Source organism: Pseudorhodobacter wandonensis (assembly GCF_001202035.1).
GTDB classification, from domain to species: domain Bacteria; phylum Pseudomonadota; class Alphaproteobacteria; order Rhodobacterales; family Rhodobacteraceae; genus Pseudorhodobacter; species Pseudorhodobacter wandonensis.
Map to the genome: position 1 here is coordinate 201,872 of NZ_LGHT01000025.1, position 24,536 is coordinate 226,407.

Here is a 24,536-nt window from a genome sequence, read left to right on the forward strand (position 1 = left end):
GGCTTGCGAGCATTGGTGAAAAAGTTTACCCTGAACATAATAGTTTAGCGCGCTTGCGCTGAAATGTATGACCTCCCTGATGCCACGCGATTGCGCGGGTGGATGGTCCGGCAAATTGTCGGCACAACATGAAGGCCAGTTTATGCGTATTTTTCCGTTGCTCACTGCTGCGATCGTGTCGCTGGCGCTGTTTTTACTGGTTTTCCATCGCGACAGGCTTTTGGCCTTTGCGGCGGGCGATGCGCCGGCCGAGAGTGCAGCTGCGACAGGCCAAACAATCGACGCGCCCCCCCCAGATCAAGGCGGCGAGCAAGAGCGCAAAGTATCGGTTTTGGTGCAGCGCAGCGCGGCGCAATTGGTTGACAGCACGATTTTGGCCCGTGGCCGGACCGAGGCGGCGCGGCAAGTTGAGGTGAAATCCGAAACTTCGGGGCTTGTGGTATCTGAACCGTTGCGACGCGGCGCCTATGTCAGCGCGGGCGAACCGCTGTGTGTTTTGGATACTGGCACGCGTGACGCCCAGCTGAAAGAGGCACAGGCACGGCTGCTTGAGGCCAGCAGCCGCACACCCGAGGCACAATCGCGGTTGATCGAGGCACAGGCCAAACTGGCCGAAGCCGAGATCAACGCGCGGGCGGCGTCGCGGCTGAGCCAGGACGGGTATGCCTCGGACAGCCGCGTGGCGGCGACGACGGCGGCGATCGAATCTGCACGGGCGGGGGTTCGTTCGGCGGATGCAGGGGTGTCAGGGGCGCTTTCGGGCATTCGATCTGCCGAGGCGGCAGTAGAGGCGGCCGAGCGTGAAATGGAGCGGCTGACCTTGCGGGCACCGTTTCACGGGCTGCTGGAAACCGATACGGCCGAGTTGGGGGCTTTGTTACAACCGGGGTCGCCCTGTGCGATCGTTATCCAGTTGGACCCGATCAAGCTGGTAGGATTTCTGGCGGAAACCGATGTTGATAAGGTGAGCGTCGGGGCGTTGGCACGTGCGCGCCTTGCCTCGGGGCGCGAGGCCTTGGGGCGGGTGACCTTTGTCAGCCGTTCGGCCGACCCGCAGACGCGGACTTTTCGCATAGAGGTGACGGTTGCCAATGACGGCCTGACCATCCGCGACGGGCAAACCGCCGAATTGATGATTGCCACGGCGGGCAAGCCTGCACATTTGCTGCCCGCTTCGGCGCTGACGCTGGATGACGCGGGGCGGTTGGGGGTGCGCACGGTATCGGCCGACAATCGGGCCGCATTCATGCCCGTGACGTTGCAACGTGACACGATTGACGGGGTTTGGGTCGAAGGTTTGCCCGAAACGGTGGATGTAATCGTGGTGGGGCAAGAGTTTGTGATTGATGGGGTGGCCCTTGAGGTCACGTTCAAGAACGCGCCTGCAGGTGACGGCAAATGATCGGCATAGTTGACTGGGCTGCAAGCCGTGCCCGCATGGTGGTGGCATTTGTTGTGCTATCGCTGCTGGCGGGCAGTTTTGCCTATTTCTCGCTGCCCAAAGAGGGCGAGCCGGATATTGAAATTCCCGCGTTGTTTGTGTCGGTTCCTTTTCCCGGTATTTCGGCGGCTGATTCTGAAACGCTGTTGGTCAAGGTTATGGAAACCGAGCTATCGGGGCTGGACGGGTTGAAAAAGATTTCCGGCACTGCGGCGGAAAACTATGGTGGTGTGGCGCTGGAGTTTGAGTTTGGTTGGGACAAAACCAAGATCATCGCCGATGTGCGCGACAAGATGAACACCGCCGAGGCCAAGTTTCCGGCAGGCGCAGACAAATACTCGATTTCCGAGATCAACTTTTCCGAATTCCCGATCATCATCGTGGCGCTATCGGGTCAGGTGCCGGAACGCACCCTGCTGCGCGCGGCCAAATCGATGCAAGACCGTATCGAGAGCATGGATTCGGTGTTGAAGGCCGAGCTTGCAGGCCACCGCGACGAGATGCTGGAGGTGGTGATCGACCCTTTGCGGCTAGAGGCCTATAACGTCACCGCAGCCGAGCTGATTGCGGTGGTGAAGAACAACAATCAGTTGATTGCTGCGGGCGAAGTGGAAACTGCGAACGGCGCCTATGCGGTGAAAATCCCGTCATCGTTCAAGACACCGGCGCAGGTTTATGCGCTGCCTGTCAAGGTGAATGGTGACCGCGTGGTGACCTTGGGTGAGCTGGCCGATATTCGCCTGACCTTTGAGGACCGCACCGGCACGGCACGGTTTAACGGCGAAACCACGGTGGCCATTCAGGTGGTCAAGCGCAAAGGCTTTAACCTGATCGATACCACTGCCGAGGTGCGGCGTTTGGTTGAGGTCGAGCGCGCAAGCTGGCCGCAGGAAATGCGCGACGCGGTAGAAGTGCGGGCGTCTTTGGACCAGTCGAGCCAAGTGGAAAGCATGGTCAGCCAGTTGGAAGGCTCGGTTCTGACGGCGATTGCGCTGGTGATGATTGTGGTTTTGGCGGCACTTGGTACGCGCTCGGCGCTGTTGGTGGGCTTTGCGATTCCGACCTCGTTTTTGCTGTGTTTTGTGTTGCTGGCGATTATGGGGATTACGGTGTCGAACATCGTAATGTTCGGGCTGATCTTGGCCGTGGGTATGCTGGTCGATGGCGCGATTGTGGTGGTGGAATACGCCGACACGCGGATTTCCGAGGGGTCTGGCCCGATGGCGGCCTATACCGAAGCCGCCAAGCGGATGTTCTGGCCGGTCGTGTCATCAACTGCGACGACGCTTTGTGCGTTCTTGCCGATGCTGTTCTGGCCGGGTGTACCGGGGCAGTTCATGGGGATGCTGCCGGTCACGCTGATCTTTGTGCTATCGGCCAGCTTGATCGTGGCGCTGATTTACCTGCCGGTTCTGGGCGGCGTTTCGGGGCGCATCAGCCGCAAGTTTGACAACACGGCCAAGCTGCTAAAGCCCTTGCCGTGGTTGGTGCGGGCGGCGTTGGTGCCGCCATCCATGTATCTGATTTTTCTGGGCGCGATGCAGATGCTGAACCCTGCCTATCTGTTGGGGGCCGCGGCGCCTAGCGGTGCAATGGCGATTGTGCCGGGGGCGCTGCTGTTTGTCTTGGGGGCGGCTTTGACCTCGATCACCATGAACGCAGCCCGCATCGCGCGCAAACCCCGTGCGATTTCGGGCCGCTATAGGCGCACCCCCTTTGGTTACTTTACCCATGCGATTGCCGGCAATCCGGTGATGCCGGTGGTGTCCATAGTCGCTGTGCTGTCGGTGGTAGGGTTTACGTTCAATTATTTTGGCACCCATTCCAAAGGCGTCGAGTTCTTTGTCGAATCGGAAACCGAGCAGGCGATTGTATATGTCCGCGCGCGGGGCAACCTGTCGCTGACTGAAAAAGATGCGCTGCTAAAGCAGGCCGAGGATATTATTCTGAGCACCAAAGGCGTGGACAGCGCTTTTGCCTTTGCCGGCACCGGTGGGTTGAATTCAAACACCGGGGGCGCGCAGGCCCCGCTGGATACTATCGGGCAGGTGCAGGTTGAAATGATTCCGTGGAAAGACCGCGCGGGCATAGCCGAGCTGGATGGCGATCTGGTGTTGGACCGCATCATGGCCAAGCTGGACAAACTGCCAGGGATTGAGACCGAGGCGTTAAGCCAAAGCCGCGGGCCTGCCAGTGGCAAGCCTATTCATTTGCGGCTGAAGGGTGATAGCTTTGACGCCTTGGCGCAGGCCGTGGCCACTGTGCGCGCCAAGATGGAGTCGATGCCCGGCACGATCGGGTTGGAAGACACGCGCCCCTTGCCCGGTATCGATTGGCAGATTGATGTGGATGTGGAAAAGGCCGGCCGTTTTGGCGCCGATGTAGCGACGGTGGGCGGCATGGTGCAGCTGGTCACGCGCGGGGTGCTGCTGGATACGATGCGGGTTGACAGCTCGGATGAGGAAATTGAGATCCGCGTGCGCCTGCCCGAACATGACCGCGTGCTGTCGACCCTGGACACGCTAAAGGTGCGGACCCGTGATGGTTTGGTGCCGTTGTCGAATTTTATCAGCCGCACGCCGGTGAAAAAGCTAGGGCGCATCGACCGCATTGATCAAAACCGCTATTACGACGTCAAGGCCGATGTCGCACCCGGCCTTGTGGCTGTCAAAGAAAAGCTGACCGGCGGGGGCACTGCGATTATCGGCACCGCCAAGCAGCGCGATGCCGAGGCAACCAGCCCCAAAGATCTGGATGGTGGCGATTATGGCTATAGCCTGATCGACAGCACCAAACCCGTTGACAGCGTGGCAAAGGCCGATCTGATACTTGAGCCGATCAACGCCAATGAACGGATTGCCGTGCTGACGGATTGGCTGACCGAGGCAAAGCCCTTGCCCGCAGGTGTGGAATGGGAATGGACCGGCGACCAAGAGGATCAGGCCGAAAGCGGTGCTTTCCTGTCCAAGGCTTTCGCGGGGGCTTTGGCCTTGATGTTCATCATTCTGCTGGCGCAGTTCAACAGTTTTTACAACGCGTTTCTGGTGTTGATTGCGGTTGTGTTGTCAACGACCGGTGTGCTGATTGGCATGCTGGTGATGGACCAGACCTTCAGCATCATCATGACCGGCACCGGCATTGTGGCGCTGGCGGGGATTGTGGTGAACAACAACATTGTGCTGATCGATACCTATCAGGACTTTAGCCGCTATATGCCCAAAATCGAGGCCATTGTCCGCACTGCCGAGCAACGCATCCGCCCCGTGCTGCTGACCACGATCACCACGATGGCAGGCCTTGCGCCGATGATGTTTGGCCTGAGCCTCGACTTCATTGGCGGCGGCTATACAATCGACAGCCCAACCGCGCTGTGGTGGAAGCAGCTTGCGACAGCGGTGGTTTTCGGGCTGGGGATTGCAACGGTGCTGACGCTGATTTTCACGCCTGCACTGTTGGCGCTGCGGGTGTGGGTTGGCATTGGCGCCTATCGCAGTCTGACCGCGCTTTCAGCGCTGTCGCATGGCAAGGAAAGTGCTGCCGCCCGCGATATTGCCCTGAACCGCGCCGCGCGTAAATTGCGCGATCCGGTGCTGATATGGGAGGATGCGCCTGAAAGCGGCATTGTGGCGGCGCCCGCCGAAGCCCCTGAGATCGGCCCCGAACGCACCGCCGTTCAAGGCATGCCCCGGCCCGCCAATTAATGCGCCAATGCCCGCCCTGTTATGTCAGGGCGGGCATTGGAATGGTGATCCGGCAATCTGGGAAAGCGGGCCAAAGCCATCAGGCGGCGGCTTCTTCTTCCTCGGACGATTGGCGCGCCCACATGGCGGCGTAGCGGCCGTTATTGCCCAGCAATTGCTCATGCGTGCCTTGATCGACGATATTGCCTGCCTCTAGCACGATGATCTGGTCGGCATCTGCAATCGTGGAAAGCCGGTGCGCGATGGTGATGACCGAACGCCCCTCGCCCATGGCCAACAGACTATCCTGAATGTCGCGCTCGGTTTGGGTATCAAGCGCAGATGTCGCCTCATCCAACAGCAAAATCGGCGGGTTTTTCAGCAAGGTGCGCGCGATGCCGACCCGCTGTTTTTCACCGCCCGACAGTTTCAAGCCGCGCTCGCCCACGGTGGTGGCATAACCATCGGGTAAGGACAGAATGAAATCATGGATCTTGGCCGCGCGTGCGGCGGCTTCAATCTCGGCGCGGGTGGCGTCGGGGCGGCCATAGGCGATGTTGTAAAGCACGGTATCGTTAAACAAAACCGTATCCTGCGGCACCACGCCGATTTTCGCATGCAGGCTGTCTTGGGTGATGTCGCGCAGGTCCTGGCCATCGATGCGCACAGCGCCGCCGACGACATCATAAAACCGGAACAACAGCCGCCCAATGGTCGATTTGCCCGAACCCGACGGCCCGACAAGCGCGATACGCTGACCCGGTGCCACGGTAAAGGAAACGCCTTTCAGGATTGGACGCTCTTTGTCATAGCCGAATTGAACGTTGTCAAACGTAACCTCGCCACCATTTACCTGCAACGCAGTCGCGCCCGGTTTATCAACCACTTCGGCAGGTTGACCCAGCAGGGCAAACATCTCGCCCATATCGACCAAAGCCTGACGGATTTCGCGGTAAACGGTGCCAAGAAAGTTCAGCGGCATGGTGATCTGGATCATATAGGCGTTGACCATGACGAAATCGCCCACGGTCAGGATTTTTTGCTGCACGCCCATCGCGGCCATGACCATGACGATCACAAGGCCGGTGGTGATGATCAGCGATTGACCAAAGTTCAGGAAAGACAGGCTTTGGCCGGTTTTCACAGCTGCGACTTCATATTGCTTCATCGCGCCGTCATAGCGGTCAGCCTCACGCAACTCTGCGCCGAAATATTTGACGGTTTCAAAGTTCAACAGGCTGTCGATGGCCTTTTGGTTCGCATCGGTGTCTTGGTCGTTCATCTGGCGGCGCACGCGCACGCGCCATTCGGTCACTTTCAGCGTAAAGGTGACATAAAGCGCTATGGTGATGACCACGACGACCATATATTGCCAACCGAACAGCACGGCAAACAGCACCGCAACCATCGACAGTTCAAGGATCAGCGGGCCGACCGAAAACAGCATGAAACGCAGCAGAAAGTCGACACCTTTGACGCCGCGTTCGATGATCCGGCTTAACCCGCCGGTTTTGCGGGTGATGTGATAGCGCATCGACAGGCGGTGGATATGGGTAAAGGTTTCCAAGGCCAGTTTGCGCAAGGCGCGCTGCCCGACCCGCACAAAGATTGCATCGCGCAGCTCGCCAAAGCCAACCGCGCTGAGGCGGGCGATGCCATAGGCGATGGTCAGCCCGACGGCGCCCAACATCAGCAACAGGGTTTCATCACGGCTCTCGCCCGCAAGCGCATCGACTGCGGCTTTGTAAAAGAACGGTGTAGAAACCGAGATGACCTTGGCGAATACCAGAAACACCAACGCAATGACCACGCGGCGGCGCACCCAAAACGTATCTTTGGGCCACAGATAGGGGATGACGCGGCGGATGGTTTGCATGGCCGGAGCGCCTTCGCGGTTTGCATCGGCACTGGTGGCTGTAGTTGTTAACCTGCGCATAGGGACCTCATTTGTTCAATGACGTACCTAATGTGCTGCGCCTGCAATGGCCAGAGGTGCCAAACCGTTTATGGCTTGGCAGGAAGCCCCGAAATTTCAGGCACGGCAAAAACCTGACCGGGATAGATAAGATCGGGGTCACGAATGCGGTCTTTGTTGGCCTCATAAACCTGAACATACAAGATACCGTCGCCAAACCGTTCACGCGCGATTTCCCACAAGGTGAAACCGGGTTGGACGGTTACGGTTACACCTGCAGGTGCCGTTTCTGGCAGGTTTGGCTGAGGCGCGCTTGCGGGCGGTGCTGTCGTTTGGTCGGCAACTGCAACGGGCGGTGCGGCAGCTGTACGGCTGGGTTGTGGCGCGGCAGCTGTAGCGTCGGCTTGTGGCGCGGAACCCGCATTGCCTTGGGCCAAGGGTGCTGCATCAAGTGGAAGGGAAACATTTGCTTGCAGGTCTGGGCGGGAATCGGGCGCCGTTCCTGCAGCGGGCTGTGCGATTTGTTCCGGCGCATCCGAACTCACGAGTCCGGGTGGGATGGAGGGTACGGGAACACGACCAGAGGTATCATCTGCGACCGCAGGATTGGTATCTGTGCCCGATGGCGCGGTTTGGGTTTGTGTTTGTGTTTGGGGGGCGGCAGTTTTGGGCGCGGCCAGAGCCGCCAGAGTGGCGTGAGTTTCCCGTTGGAACGGGGTTTCAAAACGTGCTGTTACCTTGCCTGTCGCGTCAATCTGATCGGCGCGCAAACTATACCGTCCGGGGGCGACGCTGGGCAGCTCGCCGCCCCAGCCCCCGTCAGCGGAAATCTGGAACTCGGTCACGAAGCTGTCGTTCAAATAGATGCGCACCGCAGACCCTGCTGTGCCCCGCCCGCCCAGCAAAACCGCGCCGCTCGCTGTGTAGGAAATGGCATCAATGACCACCGGTTGCACAACACCCGGGCGACTTGCCGCGCCGGGTTGCAAAACTTTAACCCCTTTTGGTCCCAGCAAAATTGCCGAGGGCGCCGTTAAGTTTTCAGGCTCTGTACGGGCCTGATCTTGCGCGGGAACAGGGCTGGGCGGCGGGGTTGCGGGATTTGCTGCGGCGACAGGTTCTGGTGCTGGTTCTGGTGCTGGCTCTGGTGCTGGCTCTGGTGCTGGCTTTGGCGTTGGTTGCGGATCGGCGGTCGTTTCGGGCACACTGGTTTGAGGGGCTGTTACTTGCGCGGGCGCGGCAGGTGCCACCGCAACGGATGCGGCTTCGGCCACGGTCAGCGGTTGTGCTACATCATCGGGCGCCACGATCACCTGATCTTGCGACATAAATTCGCGCCCGTCGGCTAGCCGCATGCGCAGCATAATCAGGCGCGGCTGATCGCTTGGCACCAGTGTAAAAAGAGCGGCAAAACCGCCCGACCGATCGGCGGCGACGGTTGTGACGACATCGGCACCGATCAGCACCGAGACTGCGCTGTCCGGTGCCGCCTTGCCTGCTATCAGCGCAGAGCCGTCCTTTTCTATGCGCACGACGTCAAAGCTGGGCCCGTCGGGCATCGGGTCTTTGGCAACTGGTGCGTTGATTTCAGGTGCCTGTGGCAGCGCAGCTGTGGCGGCGGGTTCTGCTGTCGGGCTGGGCACGGCGGATGGCGCAGGTGTTGGCACGGGTGCAGGCTGCTGTTCAACCGCGGGTGCAAGCGTGGATTTCAGCACAGGAGGCGCAAAATACGTCAGCCCCACAGCGATCAGCGCCGCAGCAACCGCAGCACCGCCGACATAGGCGGCTGCCTTTGCACCATTCCACTTGCTCATTCTGTGTCTCCACTTGCGTTGCGCTGCCTGCGCGCAACTTCCCCTTTCCCTAGAACCCCTATATCCTTGCGTAAATCAACCCTTTTCGTGGAATTTGTCATGCCCTCACCATCCTCTATCTGCATTTTTTGTGGTGCGCGTGCGGGCGTGCTGCCTGCCTATAGCCAAGCCGCCAAGGAAACGGGCGAAATGATTGCAAACATGGGCTGGCGGCTGGTCTATGGCGCGGGCGATATCGGCCTGATGGGCGAGGTCGCGCGGGCGGCGCAAGCTGCGGGGGCCAAGACCTTGGGCGTAATGCCGAAACATCTGATGCGCCAGGAAATTGCCAAGCGCGATCTGGGGCAGTTGATCCTGACCGAAACCATGCATGAGCGCAAAAAGGTGATGTTCATGAACTGCGATGCGATCGTGGTATTGCCCGGCGGCGGCGGGTCACTGGACGAGTTTTTCGAGGTGCTGACATGGCGGCAGCTGGGCCTGCACACAAAGCCGATCATTTTGCTGGATGTGGCGGGTTATTGGCAACCGTTGGTGGCTTTGCTTGACCATGTCATCGCGCACGGCTTTGCCGATGGGTCGATGCGCGGTTTTGTACAAGTGGTGCCGGACGTGGCCGCGCTGACGGTGGCGCTGCAAGAGGGGCTGCAAGAGGGGCTGAAATAAAAAAGGCCCGCAGCTTTGCAAACTGCGGGCCCCAATTCGTGCTAAACGCAGATCACATCCGCGAAGCGACGTTTTCCCAGTTGACCAGTTTGTCGAGGAAGTTGGTCAGATAGGCCGGACGCTTGTTGCGGAAATCGATGTAGTAGGAATGTTCCCACACATCGCAACCCAGCAGCGCGGTCTGGCCAAAGCACAGCGGGTTCACGCCGTTTTCGGTTTTCGTGACTTTCAGGCTGCCGTCTTTGTCTTTGACCAGCCAAGCCCAACCCGAACCGAACTGGCCCGCGCCTGCGGCCGAGAAATCATCCTTGAATTTCTGCACCGAACCAAAGCTTTCGACCAGCGCCTTTTCCAACGCGCCCGGCATTGCCTTGCCGCCCGGCCCCATCATTTCCCAAAACTGGGCGTGGTTCCAATGCTGGCTGGCATTGTTGAAAATGCCGTTCTGTGCAACCGCACCGGCCTGATAGGTGCCGACAACGATCTCTTCGACCGATTTGCCTTCCCACTCGGTGCCGGCAATCAGCTTGTTGCCATTGTCGACATAGGCCTTGTGGTGCAGGTCATGGTGATATTCGAGGGTTTCTTTCGACATGCCGGCCGAGGCCAACGCGTCATGGGCATAAGGAAGATCAGGAAGTGTAAAAGCCATGGGAGGTCCTTTCCAATTGTCAGTCGCTGCGGGCGAATAGGCCTCTTTCGCGGCCAGAGGTCAAGGGCTTGGCATTCACATTTAGCGCACGGGCCCCACACGGCAAGAGCCATAAGCGGTAAAAATATTGCTATAGCCCAGAGGCTTGGCGATCATGCTGGCCTGCTTTGTCGTTTTTAGATAGGTTAGACGATATTCAAATTTTGTCGCCAAGCGCCGTGTCGCCTTGTTGGCGGCGGGCAGCGACCAGACAAAGGTGATGCGTTTTGCATTGTCGGCCGCTACACGCGCCTTTTGCGGTGTTTTCATGAAATGGTTGATGATCGGGTCATTGACCAACGCCTCTTGCGCGCCTTGTTGCGCAAGAACGATCACCTGCACGGGCACCCATGCCTCGGACGCTGCGACATCAAAACTGCAAGAATAGGCAAGCTGCGCGGCCAAAGCAGGCGGCGCAGCCATGGCAATCAAGGCGTGGGCAAGACTGCGCAATATCATACTAAAAACAGTCCCTTACCGTCCGTTTCTACCATGACGTTAGAGCTGTTGCCACGGCTTATATTTCGGCGCCCTTTGCCGAAGACACTGTCAAAAGACCCATCACATAGCCCGCCACCGAACGGAAGCTGACAAGCGTATAGCCACCATCCTCGGCCCAAAAAGCGGCGGCGACTTGGGCGGCACGGGTACGGCGCAGCTCATTCGGTTCCAGCATGGCAAGATCGACAGGGCAAAGCTTGGCCAGAACCTGATTGGCCTTGTCGCCCTCAATCCGGAAAACAGCGCGGGCGTCTGACACATCGGCAGCCAAGAAATGTAGTTTTGCCAATGCCTTGTTCAAGGTTTCTAATGTTGCCGCCACTTCGGCATATGGAAGTATCAACAACAACTCGTCCGGCGACATCCAGCCGACCGACCGCGCGCCCGCCTTTGCAATACGGCGCGGCGCGGGCACTGAAAGGCCTAGTTTCTTTAAGGCGGCTGCCACGGGCTTTTCGGCCAGATCACAGCGCAAAGTGATCATGCCCATGGGGCCGATCTCGGTAATTTTGGCAAAGCCGTCATAGCTTTGACCGTTCAAGGCGCTGACCGGATTAGACATTTGGCTTTTCCCCCGCTTTGTCAAAGAACACCGGATCAACGATCCGCGCCTTGACGGTGCTGCCATCGACCTTGTTCATTTCAACCACCTGACCCATCCGCGCGGGGCCGTGCTTGACCAGACCCATGGCGATACCTTTGTTTAAGGTCGGGCTGTAATATGTTGAAGTTACACGACCTTCTGTATTTTTCTGGCCGTTCTCATTCGTGCCTTGGGCCACCGCATAGCAACCATCCGGCAGAACCGAGCCATCCAGCGTTTCAAGCCCGACCAACTGCCAACGGTCAGGGTCGGCAAGGAACGTGCGTTCCATACCGCGCTTGCCCAGGAAGTCGGCCTTCTTTTTCGACACCGCCCAAGACAGCCCCAGATCCAGCGGCGTTACCGTGCCATCAGTTTCATCGCCGATCATGATAAAGCCCTTTTCGGCGCGCAGAACGTGCAGGCATTCCGTGCCATAGGGCATCGCGCCAAACTCGGCGCCCTCGGCATGCAACAGTGCCCAGAACGCGGCACCATGGCTGGCGGGAATGGCAATTTCATAGGACAATTCGCCCGAGAAACTGATCCGATAAACCCGCACCGCAAATCCGCCCAAGTTGCCATCAGCCCATTGCATGAACGGCAGGGTCTCGGCCGAAACATCCATTCCGCCGATTTTTTCCAGCAACTTCCGTGCGTTGGGGCCAACAACTGCGATTTGCGCATATTGTTCGGTCACGTTGGCGGTATAGACTTTCCAATCCCACCACTCACATTGCAGCCAGTCTTCCATCCAGGCGTGAATACGGTCGGCGCCGCCCGATGTGGTGTGGCAAAGCCAGGTATCCTCATCAATCCGCGCAACCACACCATCATCCGAAAGGAAGCCCTGCTCATTGCACATGAGCCCGTAGCGGCATTTACCGATGGGCAAGGTGGACATCATATTGGTGTAAAGCATGTCCATAAAGCGCCCGGCATCCGGCCCTTTGACGATAATTTTGCCAAGGGTCGAGGCATCGAGCAAGCCGAGGTTTTCGCGGGTATTTTTCACCTCGCGGTGCACGGCTTGCGCATGCGTTTCACCACTGCGCGGATAGCAATATGGGCGGCGCCAGAGACCGACGGGTTCCATATAGGCGTGGTTTTCTTCGTGCCATGCGTGCATCGGGGTGCGGCGCAGTGGTTGGAAAATCTCGCCCCGTGCCTCGCCCGCCAATGCGCCGATGGTAACGGGCGTATAGGGAGGGCGGAAAGTGGTGGTGCCGACCTGAGGAATTTCGGCCCCCAACGCCGACGAAAGCACCGCAAGCCCGTTGATATTGCTTAGCTTTCCCTGATCTGTCGCCATGCCCAAAGTGGTGTAACGTTTGGTGTGCTCGACGCTTTCATAGCCTTCGCGGGCAGCAAGTTGAACGTCGGAAACCTTTACGTCGTTCTGGTAGTCGAGCCACATTTTCGACCGCAGCGCGATAGGCGCGCCTTGCGGCATCACCCAAACCGGCGGAACAGGCGCCTGTGTGCCGGCCTCGCCAGTGATAATATCCGCTGCGCGGTAAATGCCTGCGGCGGCACCAACCGCCGTGACCATCGCCGCACCGTCATGGTTCAACGGGGGGCGGCTGGCATCTGGCACAAAGGCCGAAAGCGTTTCCGACCAGTTCAGCTTGCCGCCGCAATGCGACCAGAGGTGCACAACTGGCGACCAGCCGCCCGACATCGCAACCGCATCGCAAGCGATTTCTTCGAGGACAGCGCCTTCGCCGGCTTGCAAGCAGACCTGCACGCCTGTGACCCGCTTGCCGCCTTTGACCGATGCAATGCCGCGACCGGCCTCAATCCGAATGCCCATGGCGCGCGCGCGGGCCGGCAGATCGCCGGTGACATTCGTGCGGGCGTCAAGGATGGCGGGCACCGAAACGCCAGCCCCGACCAGCGCAATCGCGGTCAGATAGGCGTCATCGTTATTTGTGACAACAACTGTGCGATCGCCGGGGGAAACCGCGAAATTCACCACATAGTCGCGCACCGAGGCTGCGAGCATGACGCCCGGAATATCATTGCCGGCAAAGGACAAAGGCCGTTCAATCGCGCCCGTGGCGGTGATGATATGGCCCGCGCGGATACGCCAGACGCGCTGTTTCGGGCGGCCATCCATCGGGGTGTGATCGGCGACACGCTCATTCGCCAGCACATAGCCGTGGTCGTAAACCCCTGCCCCCATGCAGCGGTTGCGCATCGTCACATTCTTCATTGTTTTCAAAGCGTCAACGGCTGATTTGACCCAATCTTCGGCGCTCTCGCCTTCGACCTCATCACCGTCAACCACGGCGCGGCCACCCCAATGGGCGGTTTGTTCGATCAGCATCACGCGCTTGCCGGATTGGCCAGCGGCCAGTGCTGCGTTGAGGCCCGCGATTCCGCCACCGATGATCAGCAGATCGCAAAAGGCATAGACATATTCATAGCGGTCGGCATCAGGATCTTTGGGGGCCGAGCCGAGACCTGCGGATTGGCGGATGATCGGTTCGAACACATGTTTCCACGCTGCGCGCGGATGGATGAAGGTTTTGTAATAAAAGCCTGCGGGCAGAAAGCGCGAGACATAGTTGTTGGCAACACCGACATCAAATTCAAGGCTGGGCCAGTGGTTCTGGCTGCTGGCCATCAGGCCTGCGAACAGCTCGGTCGTGGTGGCGCGTTGGTTCGGTTCCAACCGCTCGCCGCGGCCAAGATTGACCAAAGCATTGGGTTCCTCGGGGCCAGCCGCGACAATGCCGCGCGGGCGGTGGTATTTGAACGAACGGCCGACCAGCATTTGGTCATTGGCGAGCAAAGCCGAGGCGAGCGTATCGCCTGCGTGGCCCGACATGCGCTTGCCGTTAAAGGTAAATTCTGCGCGGGTAGAGCGGTCGATCAAGCGGCCGCCTTTTTGCAAACGGGTGCTCATTTATTGCCCTCCTCGGAATAGCCGGGCCACTCTGGTCGTTTGGCTTTGATTTTAGCAACGAGGTCGGCGGGTGGTTCGGAAGATTGCGCGGGGTAAGTGCCGAACACTTCGAGCGTGTTGGTATCACGCGCTGCCAAGAACCACTTGCCGCAGCCGTAAGCGTGGCGCCAGCGTTCAAAATGCACACCTTTGGGGTTTTTGCGGGCAAACATATAGGACTCGAATTCTTCCGCGCTGGAACCGGGGCCGAAGCGTTTCAGGTGGGCCTCATAGCCGGGGGTGAGTTCGGTTTCTTCGGCTTGCACGCCGCAATAGGGGCATTGAAGAGTTAGCATGTTGAGGCCTCGTGCTTGGAGAAACGCTGGGGGGCTGCCTGCCCCCCAGACCCCCCGGGGATATTTTGACCGAAAAGAAAGCGCATCAGTGGGCAACCCCCGCAGCGACGGACTCGTCGATGAAACGGCCTTCTTTGAAGCGGTCGATGCTGAAAGCGGCGGCGAGGGGGCCGGGTTCGCCTTTGGCCATCAGTTCGGCCATCGCCCAGCCGGAACCGGGGATTGCCTTGAACCCGCCAGTGCCCCAGCCGCAGTTGATGAAAGTGTTACCAAGCGGGGTTTTCGAGATGAGGGGCGAGCGGTCACCTGTCATATCGACGATACCGCCCCATTGGCGCAGCATTTTCAGGCGTGAGATCATCGGGAAGGTTTCGACAAGCGCGCGCAGGGTTTCCTCGATGTGGTGAAAGCTGCCGCGTTGGGTGAAGTTGTTGAACCCGTCAGTGCCGCCGCCAATGACCATTTCGCCTTTGTCCGATTGCGACATATAGCCGTGGACGGTGTTGGCCATGACCACAACATCCATGCAGGGTTTGATCGGTTCAGACACGAGCGCTTGCAGGGCAACAGCCTCAATCGGCAGGCGGAAGCCAGCCATATCAGCGACCTGACCGGAATGGCCCGCGACAACGATGCCGAGTTTCTTGGTGCCGATATAGCCTTTGGTCGTGTCAACGCCTGTGACCTTGCCGCCTTCGGAGCGGATTCCTTTGACCTCGCATTGCTGGATGATATCCATGCCCATATCCGAGCAGGCACGCGCATAGCCCCATGCCACAGCATCGTGCCGAGCCGTGCCGCCGCGTTTTTGCAACAGGCCGCCAAGCACGGGATAACGCGGGCCATCGATATTGATGATCGGCACCAGTTCCTTGACCTTGGCCGCATCGATAAATTCGGTGGCCACGCCTTGCAGTGCGTTGGCATGGGCAGTGCGTTGGTAGCCGCGCACCTCATGGTGGGTTTGGGCGAGCATGATCAACCCGCGGGGCGAGAACATGACGTTGTAGTTCAGGTCCTGAGACATCGTCTCATAGAGGCTGCGGGCCTTTTCGTAGATCGCGGCTGAAGGGTCCTGGAGGTAGTTCGAGCGGATAATTGTGGTGTTGCGGCCGGTATTGCCGCCGCCCAGCCAGCCCTTTTCGATGATCGCGACATTGGTGATGCCGTAATTTTTACCAAGGTAATACGCCGTGGCCAGCCCATGCCCGCCGGCCCCAATAATGATCGCATCATAGGCCGCTTTTGGGGTGGGCGAACGCCATGCACGTTCCCAGCCGGTGTGATAGCGCATTGCTTCACGGGCGATCGCGAATACGGAATAACGTCTCATGCGCGGGACTCCTTTGGGCCGAAAGACTTACCTGCCTTTTGCTATGTGCTGGTGATATACCCGCGATCAAAGGCGGCACAATGGGGATATTTGCGACATTCTGCGCAACAAGCGGCCTGCGCCCTGCGGCCAGACGTCCCAACCCTGTGTGTGATTAAGGCTTTTGACTTTGTGTCAGAGGCATTACATGGGGGGCAAGGCATAAAAAAGGCGGATTGCGTGTGACAAACTATTTGTTTTGGGGGATTGCAGGGGCGATTGCGCTGGTTGTGGCGTTTATTCTGGTGCGGGCCTTGCGCCGTTCCAATGATGACGCGGCCACCAGTTTTGACCAGCAGGTCTATCGTGACCAATTGGCCGAGATTGAACGCGACCAAGCGCGCGGCATGATAGCAGGCGATGAGGCCAAGCGCCTGCGGTCGGAAGTTGCGCGGCGCTTGCTGGCAGCAGACCGGCTGGAAGGTCCAACCGGCACCGCCCAAACAGGGCCAAACTCGGCGCTGATCTGGGGTATGATGGCCGTGATTCTGGCCACTGGCTTTGCAGGATATGCCTATTTGGGGCAACCGGGCTATGATGATTTGCCATTGGAAAAGCGGGTTCAGATTGCCGAAGAGCGCCGCAGCACCCGCCCGGCCCAAGACGCGCTGGAAGCCGCCCTGCCCCCGCGCCCGCCGCTGGAAGCGATTGACCCTGCATTTTTGGCACTGGTGGAAAAGCTGCGTGCGGCTGTCGCCAACCGGCCGGACGATTTGCAAGGCCAGCAACTTCTGGCCCGCAACGAGGCGAATGTCGGCAACTTGACCGCAGCCTATAAGGCACAGGAAAAGGTGATTGCTATCAAGGGCAAGGAGGCCACGGATGCCGATATCCTGACCCAAGCGACCTTGATGATTCAGGCTGCCGATGGACAGGTCTCGCCACAGGCCGAGGCGCTGCTGGACGGTGTTTTGACTCGCGATGCCAATAATGACACTGCGCTGTTTTTCACCGGAATCGTGAATATGCAGGTAGGCCGCTATGATCTGGCCTTTCGCTATTGGAAACATCTGATGGATGTCGCCCCCGCTGACAGCCCTTGGGTGTCAGAGGTGCGCAGCCGGATCGAGGCCTTGGCCGAAGTTGCAGGCGTGCGTTACAGCCTGCCCGATGCACCTGCCATGCCCGGCCTGAAAGGCCCAAGCGCGGATGATGTCGCTGCAGCCCAAGATATGTCGCCCGAGGATAGGCAGGCGATGATCCGCACTATGGTTGAAGGGTTGAACGACCGTTTGGCGACCGAGGGCGGCTCTGCCGAAGAATGGGCGCGGCTGATTACAGCACTGGCAAATCTGGGCGAGAAAGACCGCGCCATTGCCATTTATGCCGAGGCACAAAAGAAGTTCGAAGGCCGCACGGTCGAATTGAGCGGGCTGAAAGAAGCGGCTGTTCAGGCCGGAATCACGCCATGATCCAATATGAAATGATGGAGGAATTTGCAGGTGGTTTGCCCGCAATGGGTGCGCTTGCCGGTTTGGACTTTGGTGACAAAACCATCGGGGTGGCTATTTCCGACCGGATGCGCACAGTGGCCACACCGACGCTGACCATCCGCCGCGTAAAATTTACTGTTGATGCCGAAGCTTTGATCAAAGTGTTGGCCGAGCGCGAGGTGGTGGGTCTGGTGCTGGGCCTGCCGCGCAATATGGACGGATCAGAGGGGCCGCGTGTGCAGGCCACACGGGCGTTTGCGCGCAATCTGTCACGTCTGACGCCCCTGCCCCTTGTCTATTGGGATGAACGTTTATCGACCGTTGCCGCCGAACGCGCCTTGATCGAGGCGGATATGTCGCGCGAACGTCGCAAAGAGCTGATCGACCATGTGGCGGCCGGTTATATTCTGCAAGGGGCGCTGGACCGTCTGGCGCATATCAAACGGAGCGCAAGCCTTGGATGAGGTCTGGAAACGTGACGAGGTGGAAAGCCCCTGCGTCAAGCTTTGCGTCGTTCACCCCGAGGCGCGGCTTTGTGTGGGCTGTTACCGGTCTATCGACGAAATCGGTGCATGGTCCCGCATGAGCCCCGAGGCGCGCCGCGCAGTCATGGCCGAGTTGCCCGACCGCGCCAAGCTGCTGACCAAACGGCGCGGCGGGCGCAGTGCGCGGGTTGCAAAACCTTAACCAAAGATAACCTTGCGCAGCATATTCAATGCGACCAGCGTGATAAAAATCGCGAAGACGCGCTTTAGTGGCGCCGGGTCCATTGTATGCGCCAGTTTTACGCCAAGCGGCGCAGTCATCAACGTCATTGCAATGACCACAGCAAAGGCCGGCAGGTTTACGGCACCTATGCTATAGGGCGGCGGGCTTGCGATATCGACAAACAAAAAGCCGATTACCGAGGGCACGGCGATGATGATGCCAAACCCTGCTGCTGTGGCCACTGCGCGGTGGATCGGCATGTTAAAAAGGCTCATTGTTGGCACCCCGAACGAGCCGCCGCCAATCCCCATCAGCACCGAGAAAAACCCAACGCCGGCGCCAATGCCCATGCGCTTTGGCCCCACAGGCATCGCCTGCCCCAAACGCCAATGCGACTTGCCAAACGCCATGTACAGCCCCGCCGTCAGTGCCAGCACGCCAAAGATGATTTGCAAGGTCGTGGACCGCAGCGATGACGCAACCAACATGCCCATTATCGCGCCAGAGCCGATAAACGGCCACCAGCCGCGCAGCACGTCCCAATCGACCGCGCCTTTTTTATGATGCGCCAGAACCGAGCGGGCCGAGGTGACGATGATCGTCGCCAATGATGTCGCCAGACAGACTTGCATCAACTCTGGCCCGCCATAGCCCAAATGGCTAAAGGCGTAAAAGAATGCAGGCACCAGCACGATACCGCCCCCTACGCCCAAAAGGCCTGCAATGACGCCGGCAAAGGCGCCGATCGCCATCAGTAAGCCAATCATCGGAAGCAACGTCATTAAATCGGGCATGGGCGCACCTTTGCAAGCAACAATAGCCGATGCTTAACGGGCGCTTGGCCGCTAATCCAGCCTTGATTTGCCTATTGCGTCACGGCTGGGCCTTCGACCTCGGCAAGGGCCGCGTTATACACATCCAGCCCCGCGCCTTCACGGCTTGCCCCTTCGGACAAAACCCGCCGCCATGCCCGCGCACCTGGCCGACCATGGAACAGGCCCAGCATATGCCGCGTGACCTGATGCAAGCGCCCGCCATTTTCCAGATGCGCTGTAATATAGGGGCGCATTTGGCCAGCCACCGCAAAGGCATCGGCATGATGGGAATCGCCCCATAACGCATCCGCCCCCACCAAAACCGACGCCGGGTCATGATAGGCTGCGCGCCCGATCATCACGCCATCCAAGCCTTGGTCCAGCAATTCCTGCGCCAGATCAAGCGAGGCAATGCCGCCGTTGATGCAAATGGTCAGCTGGGGGAACTGCTGTTTCATCCGCAGAACCAAGCCGTAATCAAGCGGCGGGATTTCACGGTTTTCTTTTGGCGACAGGCCCTTGAGCCAAGCCTTGCGCGCATGGATGATGAAATGTGAAACGCCTGCCGCAGCCACAGTTTCGATGAAGGCTGGCAACACGATTTCAGGGTCTTGGTCATCAACACCAATCCGGCATTTCACTGTTACGGGCACACGGGCCTCTGCCTGCATTGCCGCCACACATTCGGCCACAAGGTTCGGCCGTTCCATCAGCACCGCACCAAAACAGCCCGATTGCACGCGGTCAGACGGGCAGCCGACATTCAGGTTGATCTCATCATAGGCATAGGGCGTGGCAATCGCGACAGCGGCCGCCAACTCGGCAGGGTCCGAGCCACCAAGCTGCAGGGCCACGGGATGTTCTTGCTGCCCGTAGGCCAAAAGACGGTCTACGGTGCCATGCACAATCGCAGGCGCTGTGACCATTTCGGTATACAGCATCGCGTGCCGTGTCATCAGGCGGTGAAAATGCCTGCAGTGGCGATCTGTCCAATCCATCATCGGGGCAACGGACAGGCGATGTGCATCGCAACCCCTTTTTTTTATGGGTAAATCAGTCATATTTATAAGATCTCACTGGGACGTATTTGGTGTTATTTTGACGCGATTGGACCTATATATCCCCATCAGTAGTCCTGAGGACTACCAAAAAGATATCGAGGACTGCTTAAATGGGCTCAATCGTAGAACGCAAACGCAAAGATGGCACGGTTAGCTACCGCGCACAGATCCCTATAAAGTCGAAGGGCCGGATCGTCCACTAAGGGTCGTCAATCTTCGATCACCTGACAAATGCGAAAGCTTGGCTAAAACGTCGCGAGCAAGAACTGGCTACACCTCATGGCCTGGACGCAGCCCGCCGCAAATCTGGATCTGAGGGCGACGTCATCGAAGACTACCTCAAAGCTACCGGCGGAGAGATAGGTCGAACAAAGAGCCAAGTGCTGCGTAAAATCCGAAATGACTTAGCGAGCCGCGATATCCCATGCGATGAATTGAAACCGAGTGATGTTACCAGCATTGCCAGGGCTTTGGCGAAAGGTGGGGCCGCTCCTTCCACGGTCCAAAATTACCTCAGCCACCTAAACGCAGTGCTGTCGATAGCAAAAACCGCGTGGAATTGCGAAATTGACCGGAATGTCGCGCAGGACGGGATCTGAATAGCCGCTAGTTTCCTAGCCCCCTTGCAGCTTCAGTTTCTGCTGCTGTTCAAAGGCTATCGGTGACAGCATGCCGCTCCTAACTTATTTGCGCTGTGGATTGTAGAAAAACCCGATGTGGTCAATTGCCCGGCAGGTGATTGCGTCGCAATGCCCGAGAGCGGGAATGCACCTGAACTTTGGTCTTTGGTTTGCACCGCCAGACGGCCATCAGCAGCGCATGCAACGGCAGGTCGGTATAGATGCGGCCTTGCATGGACTCGCTGTCCGGCAGCGGTTTAACTGCAAACCGCGAGAGGGGGCCAACAGCACGCCGCGAAAACAGATCGATCACGACGACAAGATACAGGAAGCCTTCGTGGATGCGGATGTTGGTGATGTCGCTCGACATTGTTCTCGAATCAATCGCGAACAAGGTCTCGCCCCGGAACTGGTCTGGGGCATCGACATCGAACTCCCGGTTCAGAGCTTTGTCAACAACGACCGCAGGGCTGCCTCCATAAGTACCGGGCTTCTTTTTGTAACCAATCTGGGCCCTGATCCCTGCTAGGCGGGCTAAACGCCAAGCCCTGTTGGGGCTGATGTCTTCGCCAAGATCGCACAGAAAGTCGTGCAGCTTGCCCCTCTCGGCAGATTGCTGCGCAATCGCCTACCGGGCAATGGGTATCCATACACGTCGCCGCTGTCATCCCAAGCCTGCTTCAGCAGCACGGTTTGACGCTGATCCTCAAGCGCTCGCTGACAAAATGGTTCACGCAGCCATGCGTAAAAACCGCTGGGATGAACCGACAGCATCCGGTACATAGCCCTCACAGCAAAGATCGGCCGGTGTTCGGCGATAAACGCATACCTCACCCGCTGCCCGCAGTGGATGTTTTCATCCGCGAGAGGGGGGATTCCCTGGCGAAGTATGCCGTCGGCGTTTTTAGGATGTCCCGGCCCGAAGTTACCCGCAGCAGGTCCCGCTTAAACCGCCGGATCTCATGAGCTTGCGCATCAACCTCTTGAATCACCTTTGCGGGCCGCAAAAATTGCTTCTTCCAGGTGTAGATAGACTTGGTGCTCCCTCTCAACGGTTGCTACGCATTCGCCTGCCGTGCAACGGCCCCCCACAATCGCTCGGCCACGTCGCGGACCGGGTAGCCCCGATCCTCGACGTGGGCGACTGCATCGCGTCTAAACTCATCTGTGAATTTAGCTCCGGACATATCGTCCTCCTTGCTTCCAAAATTACCAAGCAAGGCGTCTGAAAATCTAGGGGCTATTCAGGTTGCGAGCAGGCCGTTGTGCGCCACAAGCCCCGCCCTCTCAGCAAGAACGGCTTGTGATATTACATCTCGGGCGATTTGGCGGAATGACTGGAATGGCAGAAAATGAAGCACGTTCTCGGCGCATCGTTCCACCCACAAACCCAAGGCAAGGTCGAGCGCTGGCGCCAGACCATGAAGAACCACCTCCTCGAAAACTACTACCTTCCCAGGCGATCTTGAGCGTCAGATCGGGGCCTTCGACGAGTACTACACAACCAACGCTACCACAGGAGCCTGAACAACCTCACACCCGCCGACGGCTACTTTGGCCGTGACAAAGCCATGCTGCTTGAAAGGGAGAAGATCAAGAAGCAGACACTCCGCCAACGCCGCTTGCAGCACCAAATACAAGCGGCATAGTCAATCACGCAAACGAACCTGAGCCTCCAATCCTCAAACCGTTCTGAGGCCCAATTCATTTGACGACGGACACATTGCGAATCCAAAACGGAAACCGCACATATAGCACTACGGCCAGAAGGATAATCTTTGGGATGGTATAGAAATAATGAAAGGGACTGCATTTTATCATCTCACGACGCTAATTTCTCGCGCTGCCCGCCTCAACGAATTTTCTTCTGACATTGCCCCACCAATAACGGCCATCATCACCGACACGCCCAATGGCCAAAACGCCAGCCGCCAAAGAGCCCTTGGTCGCACAGTGGAAATCAAGACAAAAGCTAGGGCGGCGGCCCAATTGGCAATTGCCAGCATCGCCAGACCGGCCCCCGTAACAAGCGCTGAAAACCTTGTATCAAACGGCCAGAGACCACCCGAAACCGTGGCCAGAGCAATCGCCGCCACCAGCAGACAGATCAGCGGCATCAGGTGCAGGCCAAGACGCAAAGTCTTGGCCGTTTGTTTGTTATTTGTGGTTGTCGTGCGTTCCAGCTGACAGCTCTCTCTTTTACATCGACAAATTGGCGATGGTAGGGACCGGGCTCTTATCATCAGGAACGACCCATTGCAGACGCAGCACCCCACGGCCGGGCGGGAAGGAATGTAAGGCTGCAAGCCCGTCCGCAAATGCGGTTTTTGTTGGTGCTTTCATATTGAAAGCCGGTCGGGTTTCAATGAACTGGAACGGTCCGGCACAAAGAGCGCGGTTGGCTGCGATGCTGCGCAAAAATCAAATGACGCAAAATGGGCTGCTTGATGTGTCGGCGCGCATCAGGATTTGCCCTCTTATTTTTTCCTATGTTTTCATCAGAAAATAATGTCAGCGACGTAAACTTGGTTAAACGCGCAGGCTCAAGCAAAGGCAAAAAAATGAGCCGATGCTGATTTGTACCACCATAACGCAAGGTCAATATATTTAAGCGAATTCACAGAGTTGCACTTAGAGCGGCCAGAACTATTGCACGTCAGATTTGCTTTGCGATCTGCAATCTGCGGATGCATCCAGTTCGACAGGCGATCAGCGGCTAACCGTTGCGTCCAATGACGAAAGGCATAGTGCCAACAGCGCCGACAGTTCAGTTCTTCCCGATGAATTCAAATGCAAAATTTCGTTTGGCTGAGGGCGGCGGCGCGGGGAATGGGGCGGCGCGGCGGATGTGATCTAATGCCACCTGATCAAGCCTTGCATCGCCAGAAGATTTCGCGATGCTTGCGGATTGCAATGTACCATTCCCTGAAACCGAAAAGCTGACAACTACGCGCCCTTTCGCGGGGGATTTCGCTTTGCGAGTTCTGGAAATCTTGCGCAACACGGACGAGGCATAGCTTGCCGCCGCTTTGCCCCCATCGCCCTGCTGGTCTGCGGCCTTACCTTTGGCAATGGCGGATTTTCCGGCGACCTGACCAGATACACCCCCTTTTGTCCGGTTCTGATCAGAATTTCCGACCGCTTGCGGCTTGGCCTTGGGCGCTGGCTTTGACTTTTGGGGCCGCGGTTCTGGGCGCACCGGAACCGCATTGGGCACGGGAGTGATGGTCGCGTGCGTTTCGGGTTCGGTAGCGTATTGCGGGGCGGGTGCTGTGGCAACTTCGGGGGCCACGGGTTGGGGCGCTTTCGCAGACTCGACGGGTCGCGCGACCGCAACCACTGGCTGCATTTCCAAGGCAGACACGTCCAGCGGTGCCAAAGGCGTTGCTACCGCTTTGGGCGACAGGGTTGGTGCCACGGGGGCCACTGCCCCGCCCGCTGCCATATCGGCAAAACTATCCCCAAGCAGCGGGATCGCCTGCTCACCACCCGCGCTGAGGTCCGGCACAGGGCCTCTGGACAGGGCCAGATGCCCCACAGCTGCGGCATGAAGCGTGCCAGAAAGCGCAATCGTAGCCGTAGCAAAGACCAATTTGCGAAGGCTCATTCTGTCGTCCTTTCCGTCAGCAGCCGCACCTCACGCGCGCCCGCCTGCCGCAAGGCCCGCGCCACGGCGATTAGCTGTTCGGCGGGCAGATCGCGGTCTGGCATCACCCGCGCAATACCTGCGGCATCGGCGGGCAGCGCCGCGACAAATGCCGCAGCGTCGATTGGCCCCTGTTGCGAAAACGTCTGTCCCGTCACGTCGATTACCAATACATTGGGCGGAATGGCTGCCTTATTCGCCGCAACTTGCACCAGACGCACATTGGTTGGCACAGGCGGCGCGATGCTGCCTGCAACCAGAAAGAAAATCAGCATCAGAAAAACTACATTGATCAGGGTGATCGTCGGTTCCGGCTTTTTGCGTTGGAAACGGGGGGCGCGCAT

20 protein-coding genes and 2 pseudogenes are annotated in these 24,536 nt (G+C 58.5%); 7 read left to right on the forward strand and 15 right to left on the reverse strand.

All coding sequences use genetic code 11. The features are described from left to right. Nucleotides 1–142: 142 nt before the first annotated feature. Together AKU79_RS04990 and AKU79_RS04995 are read left to right on the forward strand one after the other, a co-directional pair. Nucleotides 143–1,402, forward strand: coding sequence for an efflux RND transporter periplasmic adaptor subunit (locus tag AKU79_RS04990; RefSeq protein WP_050522748.1), 1,260 nt, complete (start codon nucleotides 143–145; stop codon nucleotides 1,400–1,402). Then, on the forward strand, nucleotides 1,399–5,142 hold the full coding sequence (locus tag AKU79_RS04995; protein ID WP_050522464.1) for an efflux RND transporter permease subunit: 3,744 nt from the start codon (nucleotides 1,399–1,401) through the stop codon (nucleotides 5,140–5,142). The genes AKU79_RS04990 and AKU79_RS04995 overlap by 4 nt, the downstream gene beginning before the upstream one ends. 79 nt (nucleotides 5,143–5,221) lie before the next feature. On the opposite strand, the gene AKU79_RS05000 is transcribed toward AKU79_RS04995, so the two are convergent. After that, nucleotides 5,222–7,057: an ABCB family ABC transporter ATP-binding protein/permease gene (locus AKU79_RS05000; RefSeq protein WP_082223930.1), complete on the reverse strand. Its 1,836-nt coding sequence runs from the start codon at nucleotides 7,055–7,057 to the stop codon at nucleotides 5,222–5,224. A gap of 68 nt (nucleotides 7,058–7,125) precedes the next feature. Further along, complete coding sequence (locus AKU79_RS18870; protein WP_050522466.1) at nucleotides 7,126–8,850, reverse strand: LysM peptidoglycan-binding domain-containing protein; 1,725 nt, start codon at nucleotides 8,848–8,850, stop codon at nucleotides 7,126–7,128. Nucleotides 8,851–8,949: 99 nt separating this feature from the next. Here AKU79_RS18870 and AKU79_RS05010 point away from each other — a divergent pair, with 99 nt between their 5' ends. Further along, complete coding sequence (locus AKU79_RS05010; protein WP_050522467.1) at nucleotides 8,950–9,516, forward strand: LOG family protein; 567 nt, start codon at nucleotides 8,950–8,952, stop codon at nucleotides 9,514–9,516. A 52-nt stretch (nucleotides 9,517–9,568) separates the two neighbouring features. Here AKU79_RS05010 and AKU79_RS05015 read toward each other — a convergent pair whose 3' ends face one another. The 6 genes from AKU79_RS05015 to AKU79_RS05040 all read right to left on the reverse strand — a co-directional run bounded on the left by AKU79_RS05015 (nucleotide 9,569) and on the right by AKU79_RS05040 (nucleotide 15,870). Further along, nucleotides 9,569–10,168, reverse strand: coding sequence for a superoxide dismutase (locus AKU79_RS05015; protein ID WP_050522468.1), 600 nt, complete (start codon nucleotides 10,166–10,168; stop codon nucleotides 9,569–9,571). An 81-nt stretch (nucleotides 10,169–10,249) separates the two neighbouring features. Next, nucleotides 10,250–10,666 carry a hypothetical protein gene (locus AKU79_RS05020; RefSeq protein ID WP_050522469.1) on the reverse strand — a complete coding sequence of 139 codons (417 nt, stop codon included), beginning with the start codon at nucleotides 10,664–10,666 and terminating at the stop codon, nucleotides 10,250–10,252. A gap of 58 nt (nucleotides 10,667–10,724) precedes the next feature. Continuing rightward, a complete protein-coding gene (locus tag AKU79_RS05025; protein WP_050522470.1) occupies nucleotides 10,725–11,270 on the reverse strand; it encodes a sarcosine oxidase subunit gamma in 546 nt (181 codons plus the stop codon). Beyond that, the gene (locus AKU79_RS05030) at nucleotides 11,263–14,202 is read right to left on the reverse strand and encodes a sarcosine oxidase subunit alpha family protein (RefSeq protein ID WP_050522471.1); all 2,940 of its coding nucleotides are present in this window, start codon (nucleotides 14,200–14,202) and stop codon (nucleotides 11,263–11,265) included. Before AKU79_RS05030 ends, AKU79_RS05025 begins: the two co-directional genes overlap by 8 nt. Then, nucleotides 14,199–14,537, reverse strand: coding sequence for a sarcosine oxidase subunit delta (locus tag AKU79_RS05035; protein ID WP_050522472.1), 339 nt, complete (start codon nucleotides 14,535–14,537; stop codon nucleotides 14,199–14,201). Before AKU79_RS05035 ends, AKU79_RS05030 begins: the two co-directional genes overlap by 4 nt. Nucleotides 14,538–14,622: 85 nt before the next feature. Further along, on the reverse strand, nucleotides 14,623–15,870 hold the full coding sequence (locus tag AKU79_RS05040; protein ID WP_050522473.1) for a sarcosine oxidase subunit beta family protein: 1,248 nt from the start codon (nucleotides 15,868–15,870) through the stop codon (nucleotides 14,623–14,625). A gap of 221 nt (nucleotides 15,871–16,091) precedes the next feature. Here AKU79_RS05040 and ccmI point away from each other — a divergent pair, with 221 nt between their 5' ends. From ccmI to AKU79_RS05055, 3 genes are read left to right on the forward strand one after another with little or no spacing between them, the layout of a single operon-like run. After that, on the forward strand, nucleotides 16,092–17,321 hold the full coding sequence (gene ccmI, locus AKU79_RS05045) for a c-type cytochrome biogenesis protein CcmI (RefSeq protein ID WP_050522749.1): 1,230 nt from the start codon (nucleotides 16,092–16,094) through the stop codon (nucleotides 17,319–17,321). Next, nucleotides 17,318–17,806, forward strand: coding sequence for a Holliday junction resolvase RuvX (ruvX, locus tag AKU79_RS05050; RefSeq protein ID WP_050522474.1), 489 nt, complete (start codon nucleotides 17,318–17,320; stop codon nucleotides 17,804–17,806). The genes ccmI and ruvX overlap by 4 nt, the downstream gene beginning before the upstream one ends. Then, the gene (locus AKU79_RS05055; RefSeq protein WP_050522475.1) at nucleotides 17,799–18,029 is read left to right on the forward strand and encodes a DUF1289 domain-containing protein; all 231 of its coding nucleotides are present in this window, start codon (nucleotides 17,799–17,801) and stop codon (nucleotides 18,027–18,029) included. Before ruvX ends, AKU79_RS05055 begins: the two co-directional genes overlap by 8 nt. Here the strand turns inward: AKU79_RS05055 and AKU79_RS05060 are convergent. The 4 genes and pseudogenes from AKU79_RS05060 to AKU79_RS20000 form a co-directional block, all read right to left on the reverse strand. Then, entirely contained in the window at nucleotides 18,026–18,844 is an 819-nt protein-coding gene (locus tag AKU79_RS05060) for a sulfite exporter TauE/SafE family protein (RefSeq protein WP_050522476.1), read from the reverse strand. The two genes, AKU79_RS05055 and AKU79_RS05060, sit on opposite strands and share 4 nt — an antisense overlap. A gap of 71 nt (nucleotides 18,845–18,915) precedes the next feature. After that, nucleotides 18,916–19,926, reverse strand: a complete 1,011-nt coding sequence (gene dusA / locus AKU79_RS05065; protein WP_050522477.1) for a tRNA dihydrouridine(20/20a) synthase DusA — start codon at nucleotides 19,924–19,926, stop codon at nucleotides 18,916–18,918. Between the two features lie 762 nt (nucleotides 19,927–20,688). Continuing rightward, nucleotides 20,689–21,589: pseudogene (locus AKU79_RS19200) on the reverse strand (hypothetical protein); the annotation flags it as partial. 15 nt (nucleotides 21,590–21,604) lie between these two features. Continuing rightward, entirely contained in the window at nucleotides 21,605–21,733 is a 129-nt protein-coding gene (locus AKU79_RS20000) for a transposase (protein ID WP_408002834.1), read from the reverse strand. Nucleotides 21,734–21,790: 57 nt separating this feature from the next. Between AKU79_RS20000 and AKU79_RS19705 the strand changes: the two are divergent. Next, nucleotides 21,791–22,195: pseudogene (locus AKU79_RS19705) on the forward strand (integrase core domain-containing protein); the annotation flags it as partial. A 168-nt stretch (nucleotides 22,196–22,363) separates the two neighbouring features. On the opposite strand, the gene AKU79_RS05080 reads toward AKU79_RS19705, so the two are convergent. The 3 genes from AKU79_RS05080 to AKU79_RS05090 all read right to left on the reverse strand — a co-directional run bounded on the left by AKU79_RS05080 (nucleotide 22,364) and on the right by AKU79_RS05090 (nucleotide 24,536). Then, nucleotides 22,364–22,663, reverse strand: coding sequence for a hypothetical protein (locus tag AKU79_RS05080; protein WP_050522479.1), 300 nt, complete (start codon nucleotides 22,661–22,663; stop codon nucleotides 22,364–22,366). 650 nt (nucleotides 22,664–23,313) lie between these two features. Further along, nucleotides 23,314–24,153, reverse strand: a complete 840-nt coding sequence (locus AKU79_RS05085; protein WP_050522480.1) for a TonB family protein — start codon at nucleotides 24,151–24,153, stop codon at nucleotides 23,314–23,316. After that, nucleotides 24,150–24,536 carry an ExbD/TolR family protein gene (locus AKU79_RS05090; protein WP_050522481.1) on the reverse strand — a complete coding sequence of 129 codons (387 nt, stop codon included), beginning with the start codon at nucleotides 24,534–24,536 and terminating at the stop codon, nucleotides 24,150–24,152. The genes AKU79_RS05085 and AKU79_RS05090 overlap by 4 nt, the downstream gene beginning before the upstream one ends.